This is a genomic window from Rhodococcus sp. 06-462-5 (assembly GCF_002258315.1).
Taxonomy (GTDB): domain Bacteria; phylum Actinomycetota; class Actinomycetes; order Mycobacteriales; family Mycobacteriaceae; genus Rhodococcoides.
In genome coordinates this window covers 241559-267168 of the sequence record NZ_NOYD01000018.1, presented here as the reverse complement: position 1 = coordinate 267168, position 25610 = coordinate 241559, and the positions used below count along the sequence as shown (strand labels likewise).

Annotated in this window: 29 protein-coding genes; 10 read left to right on the top strand and 19 right to left on the bottom strand. The window is 64.9% G+C overall.

Annotated elements, in window-relative coordinates:
• Positions 1-5 precede the first annotated feature (5 nt).
• Both CH251_RS13380 and CH251_RS13375 read right to left on the bottom strand, forming a co-directional pair.
• The gene (locus CH251_RS13380) at positions 6-1004 is read right to left on the bottom strand and encodes a substrate-binding domain-containing protein (RefSeq protein WP_094613549.1); all 999 of its coding nucleotides are present in this window, start codon (positions 1002-1004) and stop codon (positions 6-8) included.
• 524 nt (positions 1005-1528) lie between these two features.
• Positions 1529-2512: a YihY/virulence factor BrkB family protein gene (locus CH251_RS13375; protein ID WP_094613578.1), complete on the bottom strand. Its 984-nt coding sequence runs from the start codon at positions 2510-2512 to the stop codon at positions 1529-1531.
• A gap of 149 nt (positions 2513-2661) precedes the next feature.
• Between CH251_RS13375 and CH251_RS13370 the strand changes: the two genes are divergently transcribed.
• Positions 2662-2832 carry a CsbD family protein gene (locus tag CH251_RS13370; protein WP_027495724.1) on the top strand — a complete coding sequence of 57 codons (171 nt, stop codon included), beginning with the start codon at positions 2662-2664 and terminating at the stop codon, positions 2830-2832.
• 224 nt (positions 2833-3056) lie between these two features.
• On the top strand, positions 3057-3776 hold the full coding sequence (locus CH251_RS13365; RefSeq protein ID WP_094613577.1) for a GAF and ANTAR domain-containing protein: 720 nt from the start codon (positions 3057-3059) through the stop codon (positions 3774-3776).
• 120 nt (positions 3777-3896) lie between these two features.
• On the opposite strand, the gene CH251_RS13360 is transcribed toward CH251_RS13365, so the two are convergent.
• Genes CH251_RS13360 through CH251_RS13335 form a run of 6 tightly spaced genes read right to left on the bottom strand, consistent with a single transcriptional unit; the run spans position 3897 to position 9842 of the window.
• On the bottom strand, positions 3897-4694 hold the full coding sequence (locus tag CH251_RS13360; protein ID WP_094613548.1) for a DNA-formamidopyrimidine glycosylase family protein: 798 nt from the start codon (positions 4692-4694) through the stop codon (positions 3897-3899).
• A 46-nt stretch (positions 4695-4740) separates the two neighbouring features.
• Positions 4741-5757 (bottom strand): zinc-binding dehydrogenase, encoded by a 1017-nt coding sequence (locus CH251_RS13355; RefSeq protein ID WP_094613547.1) that lies wholly within the window; start codon positions 5755-5757, stop codon positions 4741-4743.
• The gene (phnE, locus tag CH251_RS13350; protein ID WP_094613546.1) at positions 5733-7325 is read right to left on the bottom strand and encodes a phosphonate ABC transporter, permease protein PhnE; all 1593 of its coding nucleotides are present in this window, start codon (positions 7323-7325) and stop codon (positions 5733-5735) included. Before phnE ends, CH251_RS13355 begins: the two co-directional genes overlap by 25 nt.
• A complete protein-coding gene (phnC, locus tag CH251_RS13345; protein WP_179273458.1) occupies positions 7322-8128 on the bottom strand; it encodes a phosphonate ABC transporter ATP-binding protein in 807 nt (268 codons plus the stop codon). The genes phnE and phnC overlap by 4 nt, the downstream gene beginning before the upstream one ends.
• Entirely contained in the window at positions 8128-9096 is a 969-nt protein-coding gene (locus CH251_RS13340; protein WP_094613545.1) for a phosphate/phosphite/phosphonate ABC transporter substrate-binding protein, read from the bottom strand. The genes phnC and CH251_RS13340 overlap by 1 nt, the downstream gene beginning before the upstream one ends.
• A 47-nt stretch (positions 9097-9143) precedes the next feature.
• Positions 9144-9842, bottom strand: coding sequence for a phosphonatase-like hydrolase (locus CH251_RS13335; RefSeq protein ID WP_179273457.1), 699 nt, complete (start codon positions 9840-9842; stop codon positions 9144-9146).
• A gap of 108 nt (positions 9843-9950) precedes the next feature.
• On the opposite strand from CH251_RS13335, the gene CH251_RS13330 reads away from it, so the two are divergent.
• From CH251_RS13330 to CH251_RS13320, 3 genes are all read left to right on the top strand, one after another.
• A complete protein-coding gene (locus CH251_RS13330) occupies positions 9951-10664 on the top strand; it encodes a GntR family transcriptional regulator (RefSeq protein ID WP_094613543.1) in 714 nt (237 codons plus the stop codon).
• Between the two features lie 27 nt (positions 10665-10691).
• Positions 10692-11813 (top strand): TIGR03364 family FAD-dependent oxidoreductase, encoded by a 1122-nt coding sequence (locus CH251_RS13325; RefSeq protein ID WP_094613542.1) that lies wholly within the window; start codon positions 10692-10694, stop codon positions 11811-11813.
• Positions 11814-11893: 80 nt separating this feature from the next.
• On the top strand, positions 11894-12496 hold the full coding sequence (locus CH251_RS13320) for a TetR/AcrR family transcriptional regulator (protein WP_094613541.1): 603 nt from the start codon (positions 11894-11896) through the stop codon (positions 12494-12496).
• Between the two features lie 21 nt (positions 12497-12517).
• Here CH251_RS13320 and CH251_RS13315 read toward each other — a convergent pair whose 3' ends face one another.
• From CH251_RS13315 to CH251_RS13300, 4 genes are all read right to left on the bottom strand, one after another.
• Positions 12518-13741 carry a Dyp-type peroxidase gene (locus CH251_RS13315; protein WP_256979045.1) on the bottom strand — a complete coding sequence of 408 codons (1224 nt, stop codon included), beginning with the start codon at positions 13739-13741 and terminating at the stop codon, positions 12518-12520.
• Entirely contained in the window at positions 13734-14300 is a 567-nt protein-coding gene (locus CH251_RS13310; protein ID WP_094613540.1) for a copper chaperone PCu(A)C, read from the bottom strand. The genes CH251_RS13315 and CH251_RS13310 overlap by 8 nt, the downstream gene beginning before the upstream one ends.
• The gene (locus CH251_RS13305) at positions 14297-15769 is read right to left on the bottom strand and encodes a PepSY domain-containing protein (RefSeq protein WP_256979044.1); all 1473 of its coding nucleotides are present in this window, start codon (positions 15767-15769) and stop codon (positions 14297-14299) included. The genes CH251_RS13310 and CH251_RS13305 overlap by 4 nt, the downstream gene beginning before the upstream one ends.
• A gap of 178 nt (positions 15770-15947) precedes the next feature.
• Entirely contained in the window at positions 15948-16478 is a 531-nt protein-coding gene (locus CH251_RS13300; RefSeq protein ID WP_094613538.1) for a hypothetical protein, read from the bottom strand.
• A 161-nt stretch (positions 16479-16639) separates the two neighbouring features.
• Between CH251_RS13300 and CH251_RS13295 the strand changes: the two genes are divergently transcribed.
• Positions 16640-16894, top strand: coding sequence for a hypothetical protein (locus CH251_RS13295; RefSeq protein ID WP_094613537.1), 255 nt, complete (start codon positions 16640-16642; stop codon positions 16892-16894).
• Between the two features lie 26 nt (positions 16895-16920).
• Here CH251_RS13295 and CH251_RS13290 read toward each other — a convergent pair whose 3' ends face one another.
• A complete protein-coding gene (locus CH251_RS13290; protein ID WP_094613536.1) occupies positions 16921-17496 on the bottom strand; it encodes a TetR/AcrR family transcriptional regulator in 576 nt (191 codons plus the stop codon).
• Positions 17497-17577: 81 nt separating this feature from the next.
• Here CH251_RS13290 and CH251_RS13285 point away from each other — a divergent pair, with 81 nt between their 5' ends.
• On the top strand, positions 17578-18192 hold the full coding sequence (locus CH251_RS13285) for an NAD(P)H-dependent oxidoreductase (RefSeq protein ID WP_094613535.1): 615 nt from the start codon (positions 17578-17580) through the stop codon (positions 18190-18192).
• Positions 18193-18219: 27 nt separating this feature from the next.
• On the opposite strand, the gene CH251_RS13280 is transcribed toward CH251_RS13285, so the two are convergent.
• From CH251_RS13280 to CH251_RS13255, 6 genes are all read right to left on the bottom strand, one after another.
• Positions 18220-19086 carry an alpha/beta hydrolase gene (locus tag CH251_RS13280; RefSeq protein ID WP_094613534.1) on the bottom strand — a complete coding sequence of 289 codons (867 nt, stop codon included), beginning with the start codon at positions 19084-19086 and terminating at the stop codon, positions 18220-18222.
• Between the two features lie 48 nt (positions 19087-19134).
• Positions 19135-19410 carry an ABC-F family ATP-binding cassette domain-containing protein gene (locus CH251_RS13275; RefSeq protein WP_094613533.1) on the bottom strand — a complete coding sequence of 92 codons (276 nt, stop codon included), beginning with the start codon at positions 19408-19410 and terminating at the stop codon, positions 19135-19137.
• A 139-nt stretch (positions 19411-19549) separates the two neighbouring features.
• Positions 19550-20005, bottom strand: a complete 456-nt coding sequence (locus tag CH251_RS13270; protein ID WP_094613532.1) for a nuclear transport factor 2 family protein — start codon at positions 20003-20005, stop codon at positions 19550-19552.
• A 16-nt stretch (positions 20006-20021) separates the two neighbouring features.
• The gene (locus tag CH251_RS13265; RefSeq protein WP_094613531.1) at positions 20022-20486 is read right to left on the bottom strand and encodes a hypothetical protein; all 465 of its coding nucleotides are present in this window, start codon (positions 20484-20486) and stop codon (positions 20022-20024) included.
• Positions 20487-20845: 359 nt separating this feature from the next.
• On the bottom strand, positions 20846-21844 hold the full coding sequence (locus CH251_RS13260; RefSeq protein ID WP_256979043.1) for a GGDEF domain-containing protein: 999 nt from the start codon (positions 21842-21844) through the stop codon (positions 20846-20848).
• 213 nt (positions 21845-22057) lie between these two features.
• Positions 22058-22477 (bottom strand): nitroreductase/quinone reductase family protein, encoded by a 420-nt coding sequence (locus CH251_RS13255; protein ID WP_094613529.1) that lies wholly within the window; start codon positions 22475-22477, stop codon positions 22058-22060.
• A 165-nt stretch (positions 22478-22642) separates the two neighbouring features.
• On the opposite strand from CH251_RS13255, the gene CH251_RS13250 reads away from it, so the two are divergent.
• From CH251_RS13250 to CH251_RS13240, 3 genes are all read left to right on the top strand, one after another.
• Positions 22643-23689, top strand: a complete 1047-nt coding sequence (locus CH251_RS13250) for an ABC transporter substrate-binding protein (RefSeq protein ID WP_094613528.1) — start codon at positions 22643-22645, stop codon at positions 23687-23689.
• A gap of 98 nt (positions 23690-23787) precedes the next feature.
• Positions 23788-24753 carry an iron ABC transporter permease gene (locus tag CH251_RS13245; RefSeq protein ID WP_094613574.1) on the top strand — a complete coding sequence of 322 codons (966 nt, stop codon included), beginning with the start codon at positions 23788-23790 and terminating at the stop codon, positions 24751-24753.
• Positions 24750-25571 carry an ABC transporter ATP-binding protein gene (locus tag CH251_RS13240; protein WP_094613527.1) on the top strand — a complete coding sequence of 274 codons (822 nt, stop codon included), beginning with the start codon at positions 24750-24752 and terminating at the stop codon, positions 25569-25571. The genes CH251_RS13245 and CH251_RS13240 overlap by 4 nt, the downstream gene beginning before the upstream one ends.
• The last annotated feature ends 39 nt before the right edge of the window (positions 25572-25610 follow it).

Genomic DNA, 25610 nt, shown 5'->3' with positions numbered 1-25610 from the left:
CGCGATCAGCCCCAGCAATTCTCTTCGCCCCATGCGGTGTCCTGCGAATCGATGCCGGCAACGGGCTTGTCGGTGACGAGCTGCGAGCCGGTGTCGTTGAAGCCGCTGGGCTTGGTGCCGTCCTCGGCGAACTTCACCACTGCATCGACGCCCTGCTCGGCCATCTTCGCCGGGAACTGCAGCACCGTCGCGCCGATGACGCCGGACTTGACGTTCGCGATGCCGGTGCAGCTGCCGTCGATCGAGCCGATGGTGATCTGATCGGCGCGGCCTGCGGATTGAATCGCCTGGTACGCACCCGCTGCTGCGGGCTCGTTGATCGTGTAGAGCGCATTGACGCCCGGCGCGCGCTGCAACAGGTTCTCCATGGCGGTCTGCGCCTTGGTCTGATCGCCGTTGGTGTTCTCCTGGCCCACGATCTCCGGCGAATCGTCGGTCAGACCCATGCCCTCGAGGAACCCGTCGTGACGGAAGGTGTCGACCGTGCCGCCCGCGGTGCCGTCGAGCATGATGACCTGGGGTGCGGTGGTGCCGAGCGTGCCCTTGACCCAGGCACCTTGGCTCACTCCGGCAGCCTTGTTGTCGGTGGCGAACGTGGCGTCGACCGCGTCCTCGGGGTCGGTTGCGGTGTCGAGGGCGATGACGACGACGCCGGCGTCACGTGCCTTCTTGATCGCGTCCAGGACTCCGGTGGACGAGTTCGGGGTGATCAGAATTCCCTTCACACCCTGGCCGACCAGGTTCTCGATCGCCGCGACCTGGCCCTCGTTGTCACCGTCGAATGCGCCGGCCAGAGCCACCAGCTCGGCTCCGCTGGAATCCGCCTGCGCCTGCGCTGCCTCGCGCAGCTTCACGAAGTACGGATTGGAATCCGTCTTGGTGATGAGCCCGACCTTGACGCTGTCCGAATCCGAACTGCTGCAGGCGGTCAGACCGAGCACGAGCGAACCGGCCATGAGCGCGGTGCCGATCGTCAGCGCAGACTTCCGACGGTGATTGAACATGTGGACTCCCTTGTCCCCTAGCCACGCGGGTCGCGTCGCTCGATTGCAGGAGCCTAAAGCGCATACAAGCGCTTGCGCATGCGCTTTCGCGGAAACAAACCAGAAGTCTTTTCTACCGACCGGCTGACCGGTTCGTGACGGGGGTCACTCGAATTCGGAGTCCAGTCCCCCCGCTGCCCAGGTTCTCCCCGACCCCAGCCGACGTCGCCGCGCCCGGTTCCCGCCCCCAGTCCCCGCAAACGCGCGCGCACTTGTCATCCGCGCGCGAAATAGCGACCAGTCCACCGGCAAATCCACGCGCACCTGACGAATGCGCGCGCGTTTGCACCACCGATCAACCAGCGAACGGGCCGACCCCCACAACCGTCCCCCTGACCGATCCCAATTCGCGGCGCGGGCTCCGCCCCAGATCCCCGCAAACGCGCGCGCACTTGTCATCCGCGCGCGAAATAGCGAACAGTCCACCGGCAAATCCGCGCGCACCTGACGAATGCGCGCGCGTTTGCGCTAACCGATCACTCGGCTCACTTGGTCGGCGCATCCTCCCCCGTCACCGAATCCGGTTCCTCGTATGTGACGGTGATGTCCTGGAATCCTTTGTTGCGCTGCGCTTCTGCCTGTCCGGTGTAGGAGTTCTTGTCACCCTCGGTGAGTTCGACGTTGTCGGTGAACGGCGTCAACAGCGCCCGGGGATGCAGGTGATCGACTCGTACGGCATTGATTTCGATGCACAGCACGATCAGTACCGACGCGACGTAGAGAAAACCGAGCAGGCCGAGGACGATCGCGAAGATTCCGTTGCTGGCGCTGGCGTTGCCGACGACATAGCGAATGTAGATGCCGCCGAACGACTGCAGCGCCTGCCAGATCACCGCAGCGATCGCAGCACCGGGCAGAACCTCGCGCACACTCAGGGCGCGAGCGGTTCCGATGCGGAATGCAGCGACGAAGACCACGGCGTTGACCACGACCGCTCCGACGAGAGCCAACACACCACCGGCAAATCCGAACACGCCGGAGGACGCGACGCCGTTGAGAACGGTCAACCCGATGATGGCGGTGCCGACGGTACTGAGCAGCAGCAGCCCGCGCAGCCGACCCTTGATCGGATCCGGCTGCTCGTTTCGCGGTACCGACCACGCAGTGTTCATCGCGTACTGCGCGGCCAGTGACACTCCGAGTCCGCCGTACAGCGACCCCACCACGCCGATGACGATGGCGGTCGTTCCGCCGCTGAGTCGGTCCGGCTGACCGAGTTGGTCACCGATGACCGGTATCTGACTCATTGCCGAATCGATGATGCGGGTCTGCAGTTCCGGGTCGCCGGCCAGCACGATTCCCAACACGGTGGTGAAGAGCAGAAGCAACGGAAACAACGAGAGGAACGAGTAGTACGCGATGAGAGCCGCGAGATATCCACCTCGATCGTCGAGGAACTTGTACAGAACCGCGAGCGGGAAACCCGCCGACGGGTGCCTGCGCTGAAAGCTGTCCACCTTGCCGACCATCATCGCTCGAATGTATCCGCCGCGCCGCCGCTCGAAACGTCGACCGAAGACGCACCCGGTGTGACCCGGATCTCAACGGTTCGGCGTGCGCTTTCCGATGCGGGCTTCGACCAACTACTGACACCGCACGAAACGAGAAAGGGACTCACATGAGCTTCATCGACAAGGCCAAGAACGCAGCAGAAGACGCCATCGGCAAGGCCAAGGAAGTTGTGGGCGACGCCACCAACAACAAGGACCTCGAGGCCGAGGGCAAGAAGGACCAGGGTTCGGCAGGCGTGAAGAAGGTCGGCGAGAACATCAAGGACACCTTCAAGTAAGTCGCGCTCACGAGGGGCCGTCGATCTCCGGATCGACGGCCCTCGCTGCGTTTTCGGGTGCCGCTGACGATGCTCGCCGGTTCTACGTACAACCTCCCGGTGACAACGTATAAAATGCACGGAGCCGACGTTGTCGGCCGGTAAGGGCGTCCAGCAGAAGGCGCATGATCGTGGATCTCTCCGACGAAAGGGCGGCAGGGGTCCCATGCGAGAGGACCGTGTGCATGCCGCACTCTTCTATCGAAGACAACACAGCCGCACCGGCGGACGCCTCGACCCTGGCCGAATTCGCTCGCGCCCTGCGTGAGACTCGGCGCTCGATGCCGCAGACGCTCGATGCGATTCTGCGCACGGCCATCACGATGATCCCGGGTGCAGTCACCGGGTGCATCACAACCGTGAACAAGGGCGAGCGGACGGTGGTCGCCTCGACCGATCCGGTTGCCGAGAAGCTGTGTCGCCTGCAGTACGAACTGGGGGAAGGCCCCATTCCTACCGAGGTTCATCACTTCGACGTCGTCGTCGCCGATGATCTGACCGACGAGAATCGGTGGCCTCGATTCGCTGCCACCGCCGTCGAAGAGGGATTCAAATCTCTTGCGGCGTTCCAGCTCTTCAGCAATGCCGACGACATCGGTGCGCTCGTGCTCTACAGCGACGAGACAGGCGCATTCCACGCCGACGCGGTGACCATCGGCGAAGCTCTGTCGGCCCACGCCGCCATCGCGATGCTCAGCGCCCGCGACCACGAGCAGTTTCGAACCGGTCTGGCCAGTCGAGACATCATCGGTCAGGCCAAGGGCATGATCATGGAACGCTACGAACTCGATGCGGTGCAAGCGTTCGAGCTGTTGGCCAAGCTGTCACAGCAACAGAATCTCCCTCTGCACCGTGTGTCACGTGATCTGGTGGAGACCGATCACCCGACGAACTCGACTTTCTGACGAGACGACGGGGTTTCGATTCGCTGCTCGCGAGGAATGGCTGTCAGTGGTGTCGGCAGGTAACACGCGATATCCGCGGGCGGTTATGTCGTTGAGACAACAGCGATCGACCGCTCGTCGCTAGTGCTCCGGTTGACAGCTCGGACACCACCATGTCCGACGACTGTCCGGGTCACCCGGCACTTCTGCGACCACCCGAATCGACGTGCCGCACCGCAGGCACGGCTTCCCGGCTCGACCGGCGACCCAATGCGCACGGCCCCGGCGAGTGTCTCCGGTGGTCACCTGCATCGCACCCGGAACTGTGGCCGAATGACGCATCGCTCGCTCGAGCAACGCAACCAACCGACGCGCGTCGACATCATTCGACGGCGTCCACGGCCACAGCCCGCGCAGAAAGCAGAGCTCGTTGGCCCACAGATTTCCCGGCCCGGCGATCACCCGCTGGTCCAGCAATGTCGCGATGATCGGCCGCTTTCCCTGGGCGGTGACGTTGGCAACACCACGCTCGGCGTCGAACGTCGAATGCAGCGGATCCGGTCCGAGGTGCGCGATCAGCGCGTTCATGTCCGGCGTGTATCCGTAATCGACGACCGGCAGCAGAATGCCGTAGGCAGTGGGCCCGTCGACCGCGGCAAGCCGGACACGTACGTCGGGGCGCACACGCTGCGGAATCGAACGACCGGCCCGCACGACCGTCCAGGATCCGCTCATCCGCAGGTGCGTGTGCAGCGTCGTGTCGTCGTCGAAATCGGTGAGCAGATGCTTGCCGTGGGTCCGATGGGCGACGACGGTTCGCCCGGCCATATTCTCCACTGCGTGCGCGGGCACCTGCAGCCTTCCGGCCCGCAACGTTGCGCCGTCCAATGCCCGACGCAACCTCGCGGCCAATACGAACACGGTGTCACCTTCGGGCATGCTTGGGGGTATCCCGGCTACGGAAAACGCAATCCAATTCCGCTCTTCACGGCGCGACCGACGACCGAAGAATTCCCGCGGGCGTCGGCCGCAACACCGATGCGAGTTCGGCCAGGGGCACCGGTGCCTCGACGAGAGATGCCCACGGATACTTCTCACCGGTGTCGCGTAGGAAGGCAACGGCCTGATGGAGGTGCCGCGGCTCGTAGTTGTGGATGCCGGTGATGGTCAGCCAGTTCCGGACCACTGCTTCGGGGTCGACGGTGATCGGTGACCCCGGTGAAACGGATCCGGCGAGCACGAGCCTCCCACCGACGTCGAGTCGCTCCAACGCCGCCTGCACGGCCGAGGACGATCCGGAGAAGTCGATCGCCACATCCGTTCGTGCGCCGTCGTCCTCCGCGGCCCCGAACGCACGAGATTGCCTCTGCCGCTCCGGGTCTCGATCGAGAACCGACACCGAAGCGCCCCGCTCGAACGCTGCCGCAGCGGCGGTCACCCCCAGCATCCCTGCCCCGACGATCAGTACCCGTCGACCGCCGACCGCCCCCGCGGCGTCGAGGGCGGCCATCACCGTCGCCGTCGCACACGCTGCGGGCGCGGCGACGGCGTCGGGCATGGTGTCGGGAACCCGGGCGACTGCGGTTCCGTGCGGGAGCACGATGTGTCGAGCATAGGACCCGCTGAGAACCCATGCGCTCTGGGCAGACTCGTGACCCACCTTGCGCACGGACGAGCACTTGGCCGTGAAGCCGGACGTGCACCGGGCGCACCGGCCACACGGCACGGTCACCGACCAGACGATCCGATCCCCCACCTCCGCAGACGAGGTCGCTTCACCGACGGCGACCACACGACCGACGGCCTCGTGCCCGAGTACCGACGGGCACGCACCGTGCCGTCGACCGGACACCGTGTGCAGGTCGCTCCCGCACACCGTGGCGAGATCCACGCGCACCAGCAGGTCTCCCGATTCGAGGGCGGGAATTTTCATGTCCCACATCTCGATTCCGCTTCCCGTCCAGACGGCGGCCTGTGTCAGACCAACAGTGATCTGATCCATCCGGATATCCTTTCCACGATGTACACGACGACGAAGATGACGAGAACGATCGCACCGGCGACGTCGAAGTTGAGGGTACGAATCGACTCGAAGAGCAGGAAGCCGATGCCGCCTGCACCGACGATCCCCAGGATGGTCGAGGTGCGGATGTTCACGTCGAGCAGATACAGGCTCGAACCGACCATCGACGGAACAGCCTGAGGAACAACAGCACTCAGTGTCCGGTTCCACCAGCCGCCACCGACCGACGCCACCGCTTCGAGGGGACCGGGATCGATCTCCTCGATCGCGTCGGCGACGAGTTTGCCGAGGAATCCGACGGATCCGATGGCCAGTGCGCAGGTCCCCGCCACCGGGCCGAGTCCGAGCGCTGCGACGAACACGACGGCGAGGATGAGTTCGGGGACGGCGCGAACCAGCAGAATCCAGGATCTCGCAACCCAGTACACCGCGGGGTGCGGAGTTGCGTTGCGCGCAGCCAGAATTCCGACGGGAATGGACAGTACGATACCGATTGCGGTGGCCACGATTCCGATGGCGACGGTCTGTACGGCGGCGTCGAACAGGTCCGCTCCCAGCGCGGAGAAGTCCGGTGGGACCATTCGCCCGAACACCTCGATCGACGGCCCGATCCAGGTCAGGAGCGAGCGCGGATCCAATTCGAGAACCACGAACGACGCCACGATCGCGAACAAGAGCACAGCCGACGCCCCGAGGCGCATCAGTCGATCGCGCTGCGGACCGGCCGCGGACGGCACCAGCAGCATGCGGCGCAGAGCCATCGCTGCCAATTCCATTGCGGCGATGATCACCAGGATCACCAGCACGATTCCGAGAGCACGCGGGTAGATCAGTCCGCGAAGGGCATCCTGCAGGGCGAAACCGATACCGCCTGCCCCTACGAAGCCGAGGACCACCGACATGCGCAGGTTGATGTCGATTCGATAGACGAAGGCTCCGATCCACGCCGGAACGACCTGTGGGACGACGGCATTGATCATCTCCCGGTAGTAGCCGGCTCCAGCGGCACGGAGCGCTTCTCGCGGTCCCACGTCGGTCTCTTCGATGGCGTCGGCGAACAGTTTGCCGAGCATGCCGATGGAATGCAGTGCGAGAGCGAGGATGCCGGGCAGCACACCGATTCCCAACGCCCTGACGAACAGCACCGCGAACAGCAGATCGGGCATCGCCCGGCAGAACGTGATGACGGCGCGAGCGATGCTGTACAGGACCGGGTGCGGCGAGGTGTTCCGTGCCGCGAGAAACGCCAACGGTACCGAGACGATCGCGGCGAGCACGGTGCCCAGTACTGCCATGAGCAAGGTGTCGAGTGCGAGGGATACGATCCTGCCGGTGTCGTCGACGCGCGGCGGCAGCATCCGCTCGAGCAGGTTGCCAACATCCTCGAGACCGTCGATCAAGGTCGTCGGCGCGAAGTCGATGTAGCCCGCCGAGAGCACGGTGAGAACGAGCGCGGCGACGCCCAGTGCCGGGAACAGCCATCGACGCCGCTGCGGATCCTTCTGCACTGCAGTGTTCGTGGGCTTCGGTTCGACGGTGACGGTCATGTCGGTGCCACCGTGGTCATGCTCCCGGGGTCGGGCGCGATCCGTTGATAGATCGGCATGATGTCATCACGCTCGAGACCGGCTGCGGGTCGATCGAGCACCACCCGACCGTCTCGCAGACCCACGAGGCGATGGGCCCAGCCGAGGGCGAGATCGACCTGATGCAGGGTGCACACCACGGTCAGCTTCTCCTCGCTGCACACCCGCTGCAACAGATCCATCACCACGCCCGCGTTCTCGGGGTCGAGCGAGGCGACGGGTTCGTCCGCGAGGACGATCCGTGGACGCTGCATCAGGGTGCGTGCGATGGCCACCCGTTGTTGCTGCCCACCGGACAGCGTGTCGGCCCGCCGTTCGGCGAAGTCCGCCAACCCGACTCGGTCGAGGCACGCCCGGGCTTCCTCTCGCATCGCTTTCGGGTAGGTGGCTGCGCCGTAACGCGGAATCGACAGGCGGCCGATGCCTCCCACGAGTACGTTCTCCAGGCAACTCAACCGACCGACGAGGTTGAAGTGCTGAAAGATGAAGCCGACATCTCGGCGCAGTTCGCGCACCCGGCGTCGGTTCGCCAGATCGACGCGAATGTCGAGTGCAGTGACGCTCCCCGAGGTGACGGGATGCAGGCCGTTGATGCACCGCAACAGCGTCGACTTCCCGGAGCCCGAAAGCCCGAGCAGAACCAGCATCTCACTGTGATGCACATCGAGATTCACGTCCTTGAGCGCAGTGGTGGATCCGAACGTCTTGGTGACGTTGCGAACGCTGACCACCACATCGCCCCGGTCCATCGGTGCGGACATCATCAGCCCTGGCACTTCTCGGAGCCGGTGACCTCGCATACGTGGCGCACGCCGTCGTAGTCGCTGTCCTGGGCGGGGACGACGCCCCAGGCGTCCTCGTCGGTGATGCGGCATTCCTCGGCGCAGATGCCGTCGGCGACGAAGGCATCCGAGTTCATACCCTCGCTGAAGACGTCCTCGAGCTTGGCGATGGCGTCGGTACCGAGATCGTTGTTGGCTGCGAAGAGCGATCCGGCGATCATCTCGGACTTCCACACGGTCTTGAGCTCACCGGGTGCCAGCTCGCCGTTGTCGATCATCGTCCGGTCGACCATGGTGTCGAACGCGAATCCGGCGTCGCAGTCTCCCGCTTTGACGGCCAGCGCCGATGCATCGTGTCCGCCGGCGTAGATCGGGGTCATCGCGGCGGAGATGTCGGCCTCGGAACCGGAGGGAATGACGTTGTCCTCGATGAGTCCCGCTGTCGGGTAGAGGAATCCGGAGGTGGAGCTCGGGTCGACGAAGCAGACCTTCTTGCCTGCGTAGTCGGCGAGACCGTTCACCGATGCATTGTCCGTACGCGCTATTCCGTACGACTGGTAGCCGGGAGGAGTTCCCTCGTCCTGAACGACGGCACCCAGCGGTGTCATCTCTGCACCGTTGATTCCGGCGACGACGTACGCGAAGGGGCCGAAGAACGCGATGTCGACGTTGCCTGCGATCAGACCCTCGACCACACCGGCGTAGTCCGAGGCCTGGATGAACTCGACGCTCGCTCCGGTCTCGTTCTCCAGCCGCTCGATGACGGGGTCGTAGCTGGCTTTCAGGTCTGTGGAGTTCTCGGCGGGAATTGCTGCGAGCGCGATGGTTTCGGGGAATCCCTGCTCGGTGGTGGCTCCCTCGGATGAGCTCGAACAACCGGCGGCGACGAGAGCCGCGGCAGAGAGCACGGCCGCGGCGGTTCCGGCACGACGGCGAGAGGTGATGATCATGGCGTGATGTCCGTTCGGGGTGTGGTGGATGTTCAGGGCAGAGCTGTTCAGGGCAGAACGATGGGGGGAAGGTCGGCGACGCTGTCGAGCACGTGGGTGGCACCTGCTTCCAGCAGCTGGGTCTCGGAGTGAGCTCCGGTGAGGACGCCGACCAGCAGCGATGCGCCGGCTCGGCGACCGGACAGGATGTCGCTCGACGTGTCACCGACGACGGCGACCGCGGAAATGTCGGTCACCTCGGCGAGCAGGGCGGCCGAGAGCACGAGATCGGGGTGCGGACGGCCACGACCGGCACTCCCGGGTGCAAGGAATGCGTCGGGCAGATCCCGCCAGCCGAGCGTGTCGATGATGCGATTCTGGGTGGGTGCCGAGAATCCGGTCGTCAGTACGACGGTGACTCCGGATTCGCGAAGCTTCGTGATCGCCTGGGCCGCACCGGGTACGGGTGAGACCCCGTCGTCGATGCGGGCGTCGTAGGCCGATTCGAAGGCGCGGTTGGCTGCCTGGGCGCGGTCCTCCGTTCCGAACAGTGCCCGGAACACCTCGATCTTGGACTGCCCCATCGTGTCCAGGACGTAGCGACGGGCGTCGTCGCGTTCGGGTCCGGCGTCGGCGAGTCCGACGGCAGTGGCTGCGGCATCGAACGATTCGAGTACCAGACCGTCGTCGGTGACAGTGGTTCCTGCCATGTCGAGGACGACGAGCTCGACGGGGGTGTTGGTGTTCGGGCTGGTGGAGTTCGGCATGGGGAAGAGACTGCCGTTTGGTATAGACCATTACGTGGAACTCGAGTGAACGGACCGTGAACGTCGAACGACAAATAGGTCTAGACCAATTGATGCTATGGTTGGTCCATGGTTGTGGACACCGAACCTCGCGTACTCAAGCATCAGATCGTGCGCAGAAGCCTCGACGCGATGCTCGACGGCATGTCGGCGGGCGACGCGTTTCCTTCCGAGCGCGATCTCGCCGATCGACACGACGTGTCCCGCGAGACACTGCGTCAGGCCATCCGAGAACTGTTGGTGGCCGGTCGAATCGAACGACGGGGCCGGGCGACGGTGGTTGCCGAGCCCAAGGTGGTGCTGCCGTTGGCGATCGGTTCGTACACCGAGGCCGCGCGCGAGAAGGGTATGAGCGCCACCCGAATTCTGGTCGGCTGGGAGACGTTCCGAGCAGACGAAGTTCTGGCGGATCTACTCGCAGTCGAGGTGGGTTCGGAAGTGGTTCAACTCGAACGCGTCTTCACCACCGGCGACGTCCGAGTGGGACTGGAAACGACTCGCATCCCCGCGTATCGAATTCCGGGGCTGCAGGACAGTTTCGATCACCGTTCGTCGCTGTATGCCGAATTAGCTTCACGGGGAGTCGCTTTCGGGCGCGTTGTCGACACCATCGAAACCGTCCTCCCCGATGCCAGGGAAGCCGCACTGCTCACCGTCGACACCCGGACACCGATGTTTCTGCTCGGCCGTGTCTCCTACGACACGGATGGGGTTCCCATCGAACACCGACGGTCGCTCTACCGCGGAGACCGAATGACCTTCACCGCCGTCATGGACGCCTGACATGACCTCAGCAGAAAGACTTTCCACATGACATCGACATACGACGTCGTGGTCGTCGGGGCCGGCATCGTCGGTCTCGCACACGCATATCACGCCCATCGGCGCGGACTCACCGTGGCTGTGGTCGATCATGCCGATCGTGTCGCAGGCGCCTCGGTTCAGAACTTCGGGCACGCCTGCATCACAGCGCAATCCGGGGCCGCACTCGAATACGCCCGAGCCGGTCGCAGTCACTGGCTCGATCTCGCCCGCACAGCAGATTTCTGGGCAGCGGAGTCGGGAACGCACTGCGTCGCCCGGCACGAGGACGAGCTCGCGGTGCTCGAGCAGTTCGCCGAACTGCGGGGCAAGGATCAGGTACAACTGCTGGACCGCACCGAGGTACTGAACCGACTCCCCCTCGCCGACACCGATGTCGTCGGCGGCATGTACCTGCCGCTGGACGTCCAAGTGGACCCACGCGCCGCCGCTCCTGCCGTCGCACGCTGGCTCGCCGACTCCGGGGTGGACTTCCACTGGCGAACCGCCGCAACGTCGTTCGCGCCGGGAATTGTTCGTACCTCCCGCGGCGACCTGCACGCCGGTGCCACGTTCGTCACCGTCAACCACGACATCGATCGTCTGTTTCCCGAGAGCGCCGAACGCGGCGGACTGGTGCGGTGCCGACTGCACATGATGCGCGCCATGCTGCCGCTTCGTGCACCGCTTCCTTCGCCACTGTTCACCGGCTGGTCGCTGCTGAGGTACTCGGGCTTCGAGAACCTGCCCGCCGTTGCAGACGTCGCTGCCCGCCTGCAGGCCGAGTATCCCGGCTACGTCGAACTCGACCTGCACCAGATGTACACCCCACAACCGGACGGGTCGATCCTGCTGGGCGACACACACGTTCGTGAGATCACCGCGTCGCCGTTCCAGAGCGAGGACGGCTTCGAGGTGTTGCTCGCCGAAGCGAAAACGCTGTTCGGAGTCGACCGCATCGACGTCGTCGAGCGATGGCAGGGAACGTATTGCTCGGCACCGGGTTCGGAATTCCTGTTGGAACAACCCGTCGACCGGGTGCACATCGTCACCGTCACCACCGGCATCGGCATGACCACCAGCATGGGTCTGGCGTTGTCCAACGTGGACAACGTTCTGACGCTGGTCTAGCGCCGACACCCCCGTTCTCGGCTCACCGCACTGCTCGGCTCGCGGCACTACTGGGCACACCCCCGTGTCAAGATGTAGTCATGCCGCCGGTCGTTCGTCCCTACCGAGGTGTCGCCGCAGACAAACGTCGCCGCGAGCGCCGCGAGAAACTGCTCGACGCCTGCCTCGACGTGGTTGCGGAGTCCGGCGTCGCCGCCGTCACGGTCGACGGCATCTGCGCGCGCGCCGGCCTGTCCAAGCGATACTTCTACGAAAGTTTCGGAGACCGCGACGCCATTCTGGTGAGCGCCCTCGACGACGTGATCGACTCCGTGGGAACTGCTCTCGAAGCCATTGTCCAGGAACAGGGCTCGACCGCAGACCGCGTCGGGCAGACTGCGGCCGTTCTGGTGCGCGCGCTCACCGCCGATCCGCGGGCGTCCCTGCTGTACACCTCGGCGTCGGCGAACTCCGCACTCGAGGCCCGACGCCGACAGATGGTCGACACGTTCACACCACTGCTGATGCGAGCAGTGCTCGACGCCGATCCCGCGAACCCACGGGCCGAGGCAGCGACCGTCCTGATGGTGGCAGGAACGACCGAGCTACTCGACCGGTGGCTCCGCGGCGATCTGAACTTCACCGAAGTGGAGTTCGTCGACACCCTGACCGCGCTGGGCGTCGCGCTGGCAACCTCGTTCTGAGCGCACCCGTGTGTCGGGCGGTCACTCGAGCAGGGTCCGGCCCAGATAGCCGTCGTCGACCACTCCCGGCAGTACGGCGAACACCGCGGACCCGATGGGTGTCGTCCATTCGTTGAGCGCATCGAATTCGTCGAGTCGCTGCTGAATCGGGAGGAACTGGGTGAGTACGTCCCGCTGATAGCTAGCGAACAGCAGGCCCGAGTTCGACAGCGTTCCCGGGGCCGGTGGATCGTCGTAGTTGTAGGCCCGCCGGAAGATTCGCTCACCGTCGTGCATGTGCCGCGCCCGAGCGATGTGCGAGGACGGAGGGATGACCGGAATGCCGAATCGATCGGTCGCACCGAAGTCGGCCTCGTCGAACTCGGAGGTTCCGGTCAGCGGGGCACCGGTATCGAGAGTTCGACCCACCGACAGTTCCCGGCCGGGTCGGTCCAGTTCGTCCCAGGTATCCATCTCGATTCGGATGCGCCGCAACACCATCGACGTTCCGTTCTGCATCCAGGGCTGCTCGCTACCGTCATCCCAGACCAGGCCGTCGAAGTCCGTACTTCCTGCCTCCGGATTGACCGTGCCGTCGACCTGACCCATCAGGTTGCGCATCGTGGTGCCGGATTCCTCCGTACCCCGCGAACGCCGGAATCCACGCTGAATCCAGGCGATCGTCACCAACGAGCGAACGTTCTTGGTGAGTACTCGCAGGGCGTGTGCGACGGTGACAGGATCGTCCGAGCACACCTGCAGCAGCAGATCTCCACCGGTGAATTCCGGTTCCAGACGGTCGATTCCGAAGGCAGGAAGCTGTGCCAGCCACGACGGCCGCTGATCGGGCAGACCGATCGCATCGAACACACCGGGGCCGAGTCCGACGGTCACCGTCAGCCGCGCGGGCCGAAGCGCCAGTTCGGCTTCGGTATCGGCCAGCGCGGGTGCACCGGCAGTGAGCCGTCCGATGTCCTCGGTCCAGACCTTCAGGATTCCGATCAGCTCGTCGCGCCCGACGCGATCCTGCAGATTCAACCCGACGAACGTCGAGTGTGCCTGCGGCGGAACGGTATCGATTCCGGCTTGATGAATGCCGCGCCACGGCACCGTGTCGGCTCCGGTGGTCGTCTCGGCCGCTCGGTTGCCGATGATTCCGTAACCGGTCGCTGCTCCCACACCCGCGACACCGAGCGCGGTGACGCCTCCACCGAGGAGGCGTCGCCGGCTCAGCGAGCGTGGGGACCGCTTCTCGTTCTCAGCCACCGTGTGTCGGCGCAGGGGTCGCCGACCCGTCCATGTTCATGTCCATGTCCATGTCCGTGGTGCTGGGCTCGTAGTTCTCCTGGGCACCGGAGAAGTCCCGGACCTGGGCTGTGAACGTCGTGCTCGACGCATCCTCGAACTCGAGGGTGAACTCTGCGTCGGCTCCGGGAGTCAGCGGCGATGTGACATCCATGAGCATCAGGTGATCGCCGCCCGCGGCGAGCACGTGCGTACCGCCCGCCGGAATGACGAAGCCGCCCTCCTTGGGACGCATCACCATCGCGCCGTCAGCCCCGGTTGCCATCTCGTGCAGTTCCATTCGGCTCGATGCCGGTGACGATGCACCGACCACGTGCACGTTGGAGTCGCCGGTGTTCTGCAATTCGGCGAACGCTGCTGTCATACCGGAGTCGGCGGCTTTGACCCATTGCTCGCGGACGACGACGGAATCGGACTCCTTCGCCGCGGCGGCCGGTTCGGTGCTGGAGCATCCGGTGAGCATCAGGCCGGTGACCGACAGTGCGGCCAACACAGTCGAGGTGCGACGGGTGAGATTCATGCGAGTTCGCTTTCATTGTGGGAAGCAGCGGAATCGGCGGCTCTGGTCCGCGCGCGACGGATCGAGCCGAGCACGACATCGACGGCAAGGAAGGCCACCAGGCTCAGCCCGAGGAGTGGGACGAACCAGCCGATGGCGACCGCGACGACCGCCAGTACGGCAACGGAGATCGGCGAGATGCGGCGAAGACTGCCGCGCAGGGGCGGCCGGCCCGCAGTGAGACCGGTTGCCTTGGTGGGGCGGCGCTTCCACCACATCATGTAGCCGCGGACGACGACCGATGCCAGCGCAATTGCAAGGGCAAGCAGGGCAAGCTGATTGGCCACACCGAACAGCGTTCCCATGTGCAGTTGAATACCCCAGGCAGCCAGCTTGGCCGCGAGAGGCCAGTCGGAGAAGAGCACGGTGTCGATGACCGTGCCGGTGCTGCCGTCGATCGAGATGGAGTTGTTCGACATCACCCAGGGCTGACGGGTTTCGGCCACGACGAACGCTGCGTCGTCCGACGCTGGGATCGACGCCTCCACCGCCCCGTCGATACCGTTGGCCTTCGCGATGTCGAGGACCGAATCGATGCGTCCGACATTGTTGTCGGTCGTCGACGCGTCGGCCGCCATCTCCATCGAATGTCCACCGTGACCGGAATGATCGGTCGTCGCCGCGTCGGAAGAGCCGATGGTTTCGGTGATGGCAGGTGTGGTCCAGCTCAATGCCGAACGCAGCTCGGTGACGTTCTCCCCCGCGTAGGTGGACCACGTGAGTCCGGTGGCGGAGAGGAATACCAGGCCTACGGCGATCCAGATTCCCGCCACTCCATGCCAACCGAGAGACCTGTTGCGACCTTTGGACTTTCGGTCGAAGGTCAACAGCCTGGCTTTGTCGCGGTTGCGACGGTAGCGCTCGACCCACAGGTAGAGCCCGCCGAGCGCGATCACCCACAGCCACGATGCGGCGAGTTCGCTGTAGAGGCGACCGGGCTCGCCCAGGTGCAGGTGGCGGTGGAGTTCGGAAATCCAGGTGCGCACAGGCAATGCGCCGGAGGATCCGTACACCGTCGACTCGCCCACGGACGTCGCGGTCGAGGGATCGACGAAGACGGCCAGCCGCTTCGACTCACCGAGAGACGGGTCGGTGAACATCACGCGGGTGGTGTCGCCGGGGTCGGTGGCCGGTCGCACAGTGGCGACGGTGAGGTCGGGTTGTTCTGCCTGCGCAGCTCGGATCTGATCCGCCACCGGTACGGCCGGGCCGGTGGGGTCGACATGGAGGTAGTCCCGATACATCAGTTGTTCGATGGTCGGTGCGACGGCGTACAGCCCGCCGCTGATGGTGGCAATCAGGATGAACGGTGCGATGAGGATGCCCGCGTAGAAGTGCAGCCGCAGGATCAGCGGACGCCAGCTGCGGGGGCTTGTCGGACGGGTGGGCGGGGAAGGATCGGCGACGCGTTCCATTTCCGGTGTGGACACGAGGACTCGTTTCGTGAAGGCATGAGTGGGCGCGCGGAAGCGCGAGGTGGCATCGCTCGCGGGACCAGGCGCGCGGAGGCAGCGTGAATCACCGAGAGTGCGATGTGCGGAATCGACTGCGGCAACAACCCACTACCCGACGCCTGACGAGCAGGGCGGGTGGGACGGCGGGTTGCGCTCAGGCAGTTCGGACCGGTGGTCCGCGGTTTCCGCAGCCCGAAAGGTCGAGAAGTCGCGGTGATCCCGGAATCCGGTACACCGGCAGTGGCGGGGCGATGCGCTCGTCGTCGACGACGAGGGCGGCCAGCAAGGGCAGTGCCGTACGAAGTGACGTGATCGCGCGCCGTATCCCGTGCTCGGCTCCTCGGATGGCCAGCGCACCGACCAGTACGGCCACGGCGTGCGCGGTGAGCATCTGCTGGGTGAGCATCGGTCCGTGATGGTGACCGTCGACGGCCGTGAGCAACAGGTGCCCGATCGACTGCGCCGTGGCCAGCACGACCAGAAGTTGCGTTCGCGGTGCCGCCGTATTGGGTGCCACCGACGTCGCATATCCGACCGCCGCGCACACGAGCACCAGCAGCACCACCGCCGCGTCGGAGGGGAACATCCCGCCGCCGAAGGTGTGTGCGGTAGCTGTGACCAGGGCGGACAGAGCACCCACGGAGGCACCGCGCAGGGGCGCGAATCCATCCGTGGTCGCAGACATGAACGGGATACTACTACCGACTACATCCAGTAGTAGTCGTGGCGCAGAACCGATGCACCCATTCGTGAAAGCCGGTCCGCCGGTCTTTTTACGGTTGGTTATCCTGATCATCGGTACTCGAACCATCAACGGTCGAGCCGCGAGATCGAGAGTGGACGCACATGGCAGAGAATTCGGACGCGGCCCAGGCGCGGGTGTTCGCCGACATGCTGACCGCCGAGATCGCGGCCGCGTCGAGTCGCGTCGAGGCGTCCGAGCAGCTGGCCCGCAAGGCGTTGAGAGTCGGCGATTCCAGAAGCCATGTGTGGCACAGCGACGAAGTGCAGACACAGAAGCAAGACCTCTACGAGCTGCATCGCCAGCTGGATGCGCTGAGAAATCGATTCCCCATGATGACGCCGCGAACCTCCGGCTGACGGTGCACCCGCCTGTCGACTACCGGTCAGTCCCTGCCGACGACGGCGACGATCAACTCGGTCAATTCTTCGGTCGCCTCCTCGGGTGCGATTGCGCCCGAAACCGCCGCCTGTGACAGCGCTTCCGCTGCACCGAAGATCGCGGTGATCGACGATGCCGAGATCCCGCCGGAGCCGCTGTACGGCTCGAGAATCGACCGGCATCGATCGGAGTACGCCCGTTCGGCCGATCGCTTGACCTGTTCGAGCTCGGGCGAGCCTTCCAGTGCCGCCAACACACCCGTCAGCTCACGCCCCTGTGCCAACGCGCAGCCCACGTACGAGTTGGCGATGGCCTGTGCGCGTCCGTTCAACGAGGTGGGCGCGGAGCGGAGGGATTCCTCGAGCATGACCGTTTGCCGGTCGTCGAATTCGGTGAACAGGGCGGCCAGGAGTTCTGCACGCGAGGCGAAGTGGCTGTACACCACGGGTTTTGCGACGCCGGCATGTTCGGCGAGTCGGCCGAGTGTCAGAGCGTCGGCCCCCTCCGCTCGCACGAGAGCCCAGGAGACCGCTACCAACTGGTCGTATCGGTCGGAGCGAGACAGTCGCGTCCGGGCCATCGGGCACCTCCTTGCGCTATATACGAATAGTAACCTACTGTTGGTACATAGCCGTTTTCACCTCACCCGAAGGAATCAGCCATGACCGCACTCGTCGTAGTCTCCCATTCCGACCCCGATTCCCTGACCCACCACGTCGCCCGCGCCGTATCGGACGCGATCCGCACCGCAGGTGGCACCGTCGAGACGGCCGATCTCGCCGCGGAGAACTTCGACCCACGGTTCGCCGGTGGCGACCTCGACCTGTTTCGGGGAAAGGGAAACACGCCCGCGGACGTGCGGGCCGAACAGGAACGAATCGACCGCGCCGATCACCTGGTTCTGGTCTTCCCGATGTACTGGTGGTCCATGCCCGCCCTGCTCAAAGGGTGGATCGATCGCGTCTTCGTCAGCGGATGGGCCTACGACCTCACTGCGGACTACGGCATCGTCAAGAAGCTGGATCGACTCACCGTCCACTTGGTCTCCCTTGCCGGCGACGACGCCGACAGCTTCGATCGCCACGGCGTGTACGACGCGTTTCGGACGCAGATCGAACGGGGCATCGTCGAATACTGCGGTGCGACAGTCGGATGGACGACTTTCCTGCACGAAACCGATACCAAGACCAGCGACGCTCTCGCTGCGGAGGTCGCCGATCTCGCTTCTGCCATTGCCGCCCGAGTAGCCGGCCGACAGCAGGCCCTCGCGCACTGAAAGACCCATCACGTCACGTGCCGCGAGTCATTCCCCGAGCTTGTCGACCAACCACTCCACCGTCGACTTACGAACTGCGTCAGCGTGATCGGTGAACAGCTCGAAGTGCGATTCGGGGTAGGACACGTACTCGACCGTGTCGACGTCAGCGAACGCTGTGCGCACTCGCGAGGGCGGAGTGATCGTGTCGGATTCGGCGAGTATCGCGAGAACCGGAACGGTGAGTCGGGCTGCCGCCTTGCGCGTCGACCACCGCAACATGGCCGGTAGCGAAGCGACGGTCACCTCGTTGCGGTAGTTCTCCGCTCCGCGCGCCATTTCCTGTGACCATTCGTAGGCTCCGTCCGAATTCATCGTCGCCACCTCACCCGGCCGTCCCGCCGCCGGAATGGTCAGTCCCGGCCTGCGGAACAGACGTCGCAGCGCGTCCCGAACGATGACCGGTGCGAGCTCGAGATTGCCGGTGGGAGTGAGGTGGATGAACGGGATGATCGCGGCGACCGCTTTCACTCGCGGATCGTCCGCGGCTACAGCAATGGCATGCCCTCCCGACATGCTGGTTCCCCACACGGCAATTCGGTCGGAATCGATCCGTGGGTCGCGCGCCAGTACGTCGAGCGCGGCATGGAAGGACCGCAACTGCTGAGGTAGGTCGATGTGCTGGCGTACGTCGCCTCCGCTTGCGCCGAACCCCGGGTAGTCGAATGCGAGCGATGCCACCCCACCTGTGGCCAGGTCTGCGCTGTAGTTCGGTATGAGCATTTCCTTCACTCCGGCGAACCCAGGAGCCGTGAACACCGCCGGGCACGGCATGGCGTTCTCTCCTTCGGGCAAAGTCAACACTGCGGCTACTTCGAAACCGTCCACCGTGAAAGTCGTCTGTTCCTCGATCATCGTCCACCCCTCGGCCGAATATCCCCCGTCCGTCGAATCGACGGAACACTACGATCGTAGTTTCTCCTTACCGCCACCGTCTGCCCAGGCCACAAGCCGAATCGCCGGGTCCATGGAAGCTTCCCCGGAACCGACACCGGCTGCGGCACAGAGCAACTCCGCCAATGCGGTGAAGCGACTGCGCGCGGCGGTCGACAACGGTGCCAATTCGTCGGATCGTGAGGACTCGAGAATCAGCGTGTAGCGGGCGACGAGCAGAGTGCGATTGGGCGGCAGCAGCCACGCGTCGACCACATCCGCAAATACGTCGGCGGCGGTGTCCACACTTCACGGACCCGGCTCACGATCGGCCAGAGAGTCGTGCACGATCGGAGCCGTGGGAAACCGCGCACCCGAGTCACGGGCTCTGATGTACGGAGAACTGCCCCGAAATCGGATACCGCCACCGCGACGAGGAACACCCTCAGCCCTGGCCGATTGGCTTCCTTCGAGTGGTTCGAGGCCGCTCGGCGGGATCGATCCGCCCGACGCCGTGCCAATCCCAGTAGATTCTGTGCCTCGAGATGAGAGGGCCGTCCAGTTCCACGATCTCGACGAGATCGAGTTTGTCGCCGTTCGTCGTCTGACGTGGGTGTTCCCAGACCAGGCGATGCCCGTCGAACCTGAAGATGTCCGTGCCGTGGGGCGACGGCGATGCATTCTCGTCGAATCGTTTTCGCGTGGTTTCCTGCAGGAAGCTGTCGAGTGCGATTCTTCCCTCGACTATTCCGGATCTCAGATCGAACAGCACTGGGACAAGGGGGCTTTCGAGAACTGCATCTGCCGCGTAGAGCTCCGACAAGGCGGGCGCGTCGCGTTCCTCGATGCGCTTGTGCCATTCACGAAAGACATAGGAGGCTTGCTCCGAGGTTGCGGCCACGTCGAATCCCTGTGCGTTACTGGACGGTGACGATGGCGGAGGCTTGTTCCACCGTGTACGACGTCCAGGGGATCTGCGCCAAGAATTCGTCGAGACCTGGATAGTCCGAGATCCACGCTGTCGTCGAGTCGCCCTCGGTCAGACCACACGACGCCAGGGCGACGTACGTGCCGGCCGGCACGTCGGTGACCACCTGCGTGGTGGCACCTGCCGGCACCTCCCCGCCCGTGTAGAGAGATTGACCGTTTCCGATCACTTCACCGACCGGGGGAAGCACTCCGTCGGGTGCCGGCGCGAGCGACGTCCCGCAGGTGATCACGCTGCCCGAGCTGTTGGTGATCGTGTTCTCGACACTCGAACCGACGGCAATGAACGAGTAAGTGACATCTCCGGATTCGGCAGCCAACGCAGAGACAGGTGATACGAGTAGCAGAAGAGCCGCTGCTGCGGCAACACCGGTGGTTCGCGCCAAGATTCGCATATCTCGTCCCCGTCGTCGAGTTGTGCCGTTCGAGGAGCATTGTGCCCCAACAGAACCCGTTTGGCACCTTTCGGGCCGGAAGCCCTGAACCGACATCGGAAACCCGCGAATTCACGGTTATCGCGAACGACTCGGAACCTTCCGACCATGTGCCGCAGCGGATCTGCTGAGCGGTGCCGCGTCGGGCATCGAGATCGCCAACCGGTGTCGAGGTCCATCACGCCAGCCGGTTCTCTGTTGTTCACCTGCGAGTCGGCAAAAATTACGCGGCCGTGAGCTTTCGCGGCTCGGAAGTCGATTGAGCGACGGGTACTTCTCCAGCGTGTCGTTGACTTCCGAAGGGCTGACTCCTCGACCGTTCACCCGTCGAACGACACCGAGTTTCCGCCCGCCCGCTTCGCGGCGTACATCGCGACGTCCGCTCGGCTCCATGCCCGGCGGAAATCGCGAGCAACGGACGTGGCCTCGAGGTCAGCACCGCCGACGCTGACCGTGACGCCCACCTCCGGGTCTGCTGCCAGTCGTGTCTGTAGCTCGGCGACCTGTTCGATTGCCGCGTCTGTGTCGACCCAGGTGAGGATCACGAATTCTTCGCCGCCGGTACGCGCAGTGATGGCGGGCGGCGGGAATGCCGCGTCGATCGCTTCCGCAGTCACTCGAAGTACGACGTCACCGTATGCGTGACCGAACCGGTCGTTCACGAGCTTGAACCCGTCCAGATCCAGGACGAGCACCGCCGCCGAACCACCGTGTATGTCCGGGGCGTTGCCTCGCTCAGTGATCGCCGCGTCCAACCCTCGTCTGTTCCTCAGCCCGGTCAGAGGATCGTAGAAGGCAGTGGCCGCGTCGCTGCGCAACACCAACAGAAGTGCCTGAGTCAGTATCGGCGCGGAGAACAAGATCAGGGTCAGGAGAATCACGTAGGCGTATGCCAGCACCACGTCGGCCGATGGCTCCAAGACAGCCCTGAACAACAGGGCTCCGATCACCGCAACGGACAAGGTCTGATGAGCCACGAACATCTTCGGACTGTGAAAGACCGCTATGTAGCTGCCGATGATTCCGAGGGCCGCCGCGCCGGGGAGCGCGACGAACGGATCTGCCAACAGGAACAACACGGCCGCGATCACCACCTCGATGTAGGCGACGAACAACCGAGACACCTTCTCGGTCGGAAACGGTCCGCGCACCCACGCGGCTCCGACGAACATGTTCGCCACGGCGATCGCATAGCCGGCTCTCTCGGCAGAATCGGAGTCGAACCCTGCAGGAGTGTGTGTAGCGGCGACGCACAACGCCGCGAAGAATCCGCACCAGACGCCCACCGCGACGTGGACGCGGCTCAGCAACGGACTCATTCGATGATAGGCAGCCGACCAGGCGAAATCGGCGGGAAACGACCACCATCGTCGAAGCAGATGCATGTGGATGTGGCCTTCGGGTACGAGAGTGACGTCACCACGACCCGACGCTTCTGCACCGAGCCGACCCCGAGTCCCGTGGCGACGGCCTCATTCTGCCAGGGGGCGCGATGCTCGTTGAAACCGGAACGATGTAGCGCCTACGCCAGGTCAGGCGGGCGTCAACCGAAAGATCGGGAACCGCCGTCCCTCCGCCGTCTCGACGTATTTCGCGAAGCCCTCGGACGCGTCCAAGAACTTCTGCCAGTTCGCGTCCCACTCGTCGTCGGGAATTTCGGTAACGTTCACCGCGATGGTCCGGACGGCACCGTCGCCGGGAACCTCGACGTCGATGGTGGGGTGTGCACGCAGATTGTGCACCCACGCGGGATGTTTCGGTGAGCCGGCGGCCGAGCCCACGATCAGCCAGCTGTCGTGCTCCGGAATCGCCATGAGCGGGTTCAACCGGACCTCACCACTCTTGGCTCCGATGGAGTGGAGCACGACGAGCGCATCACCGAATCCTGCCGTCGACACGTGTCCGCCGTTGCTCCGGAACTCGTCGATGATCATCTGATCGAAGTCGGCCATAGGTCGAGTATGGCGCGCATCAGGTCGTTTCGGACGTGATCGAAACCGACGATTTCCGTCACAGCCGGGCAAAGGTTAGCCTGTGCTCATGCGCGCCCCGGGCGCGCTGCGCCGTCGGGTAATCCCCGGCGGCTCGTTGCTGTCTGAACCCGAAGGACATTCCACGTGCTCAACGTTCGTCGCCGCGTCGGCACCCTCGCCGCCGCTGCCGCCCTGGTCGGATCGCTCGTCGCCTGCGGAGCATCCGAGGAGGTACCCGACGCGGCGGCGGCAGCCACCGACGGCGGGACGTCGTATCCGCTGACGATCGAGAACTGCGGCGAGTCGGTCACCTTCGACTCCGCCCCGCAGCGAGTGGTGTCACTCGATCAGAACTCCACCGAAATCCTTCTCTCGCTAGGTGTTCAGGATCGTATGGTGGGCACGGCGTCCTGGACCGATCCGGTTCGTGAGAACCTCGCCGACGCGAACGCCTCGGTTCCCCGACTGGCCGACAATGCTCCCACCTACGAGGTCGTGGTCGATACCGAACCCGATTTCGTCACCGCATCGTTCGGACGCCACTTCGAGCAGGGCGGCGTCGCGCAGCGTTCGCGCTTCACCGAAACCGGTGCCGCCACGTATCTTTCACCCACCGACTGCGACGCCGGTCGTAGCGTCAACGGGGGCAACACCCGGACGACGTCGCTCACCATGGAGTCGCTGTACCAGGAGATCACCGAACTCGCGGCGATTTTCGACGTCAACGAGCGCGGTGCCGAATTCGTCGACGAACTGAAGACCCGCATGGCCGACGCCACCGCGACCAATGCGACATCCGATGTCTCCGTGGCATTCTGGTTCGCGGACACCAAGAGCCCGTACATCGCAGGCGGACGCGGCTCGGCCGACCTGCTCGCCAGGACGGTCGGAATGACGAACGTCTTCGCCGACACCGACGACGACTGGCCTGCCGTCGGCTGGGAGACCATGGTGGATCGAGATCCGACGGTCCTCGTACTGGGCGACCTGGCGCGCAACCGTTTTCCCGGTGATCTACTCGCCGACAAGATCGCATTCCTCGAGTCCGACCCCGTCACCAGCACGATGGCGGCCGTCCGCGACAAGCGCTACATCTCGCTGCACGGTGCGGAGATGAACCCGTCGATCCGGGCCGTCGACGGCGTCGAGAAGGTGTCGGCCGGACTGCGCGACCTGGGACTGTCGTCCTGACCGCGACCATCACCCCGCAGCGCACCGCCAAGCGATCGCAGACCTCCCGCCACCTGTGGCGTTGGGTGTTGGCCCTGCTGGGCGGTGTCGCGCTGTGTGTGGTGTCGGTTCTCGTCGCAATCACGCTCGGGCCGGCGAACATTTCTCTGGTCAACGTCCGCGATGTGGTGCTCAACCATCTCGGCGTCACCGACGTGCCGGTGAAGGTGTCGAAGAACGCCATCGTCTGGGAGGAGCGGCTCCCCCGAGCACTCGTCGCTGCGGCCAGTGGCGTCGGGCTCGGGATCTGCGGCGTCATCATGCAATCGCTCCTGCGCAATCCGTTGGCGGATCCGTTCGTGCTCGGGGTGTCCTCGGGTGCGTCGACGGGAGCCGTCGTGGTCGGCGTTCTCGGTGTCGGCGGTGCCGCACTCGGTCTGTCGGGCGGCGCGTTCATCGGCGCGCTCGTCGCGTTCGCGCTCGTACTCTTCCTCGCCCGCATGTCCGGCAGCGGAAACGACCGCGTCATCCTCGCCGGTGTCGCGACCACCCAATTGTTCTCTGCTCTCACCTCGTTCGTGATCTTCGCGTTCGCGGACTCCGACGAGACCCGCGGCGTGATGTTCTGGCTCCTCGGATCGTTCGAGGGAGTGCGATGGAACGACGTCGTGCTGTGCGTGACGGTGGCGGGCATCGGCGCAGTGGTGTGTTGCTACTACGCATACGTGCTCGACGCGTTCGCATTCGGCAACTCGGTGGCGTCCTCGTTGGGCTTCGACGTCAAGAAGGTGCGCCTGGCACTGCTCGTCGGAACCGCCCTGATCACCGCGACACTCGTCAGCGTGGCCGGTGCCATCGGCTTCGTCGGCCTCATTCTTCCGCACGCGGCGCGACTGTTGGTGGGGCCCAACCACAGCCGCCTCGTGCCCACCACTGCCGTCATCGGCGCGATCTTCATGGTGTGGGTCGACGCCGTCTCCCGAGTCGCCTTCGCCCCGACCCCACTGCCGGTCGGCGTCGGGACGGCGTTGGTGGGCGTTCCCGCTTTCATCGCAATCATGGCTCGCAAGAGAGGAATTCGATGACACTGCACGCGTCGAACGTCTCATGGAAGCGCGGCGGCGCTCTCGTGGTCGACGGAGTGACGCTGCACCCCGCGCCCGGCCGAACGGTGGGATTGTTGGGGCCCAACGGTTCCGGTAAGTCCTCGCTGCTCCACCTGCTGGCCGGGGCCGCGTCGCCCACCTCCGGCGTCGTCGAACTGGACGGTGCCGAGCTCGGTTCGCTCAAACGCAAACACATCGCCCGCGCCGTCGCGGTCGTCGGACAGCACGCGCACACCGACGTCGACGTGACGGTGGGCGATGTCGTACGTCTGGGACGGATCCCCCATCGCGGGGCATTCGGCGGAAGCGACCTCGACGACGACGCAGTGGACGACGCACTCGCGCAGACCGGACTCACCGACAAGGCGGGTCGATTGTGGCGCACGCTGTCCGGCGGTGAGCAGCAGCGGGCGCACATTGCACGCGCACTCGCCCAGCAGCCTCGCGAGATGTTGCTGGACGAGCCGACCAACCACCTCGACATCCATCACCAGCTCGAATTGCTGGCCCTCGTCGCTCGTCTGCCGATCACCAGCATCGTTGCGCTGCACGACCTGAATCTGGCCGCGATGTTCTGCGACGAGGTGCTCGTGCTCCAGGACGGCAAGGTCGTCGCAGGCGGAACACCTGCGGACGTGCTGACCGAAGAACTCATCGCCGAGGTGTATCGAGTGCGGGCGCGGGTGTCGGTGGACGGCGAGAGCGGACGGGTGCACATCCGTTTCGATGCGGCGGCCGGGTACGAGACCGTCGAAGGGAAGCAGAACACCAGCGTGACGGCAGTCTCTCGCCGCTGATCGGGATCGGACTGCACTGCCCCGGGGATTGGGTGCCAC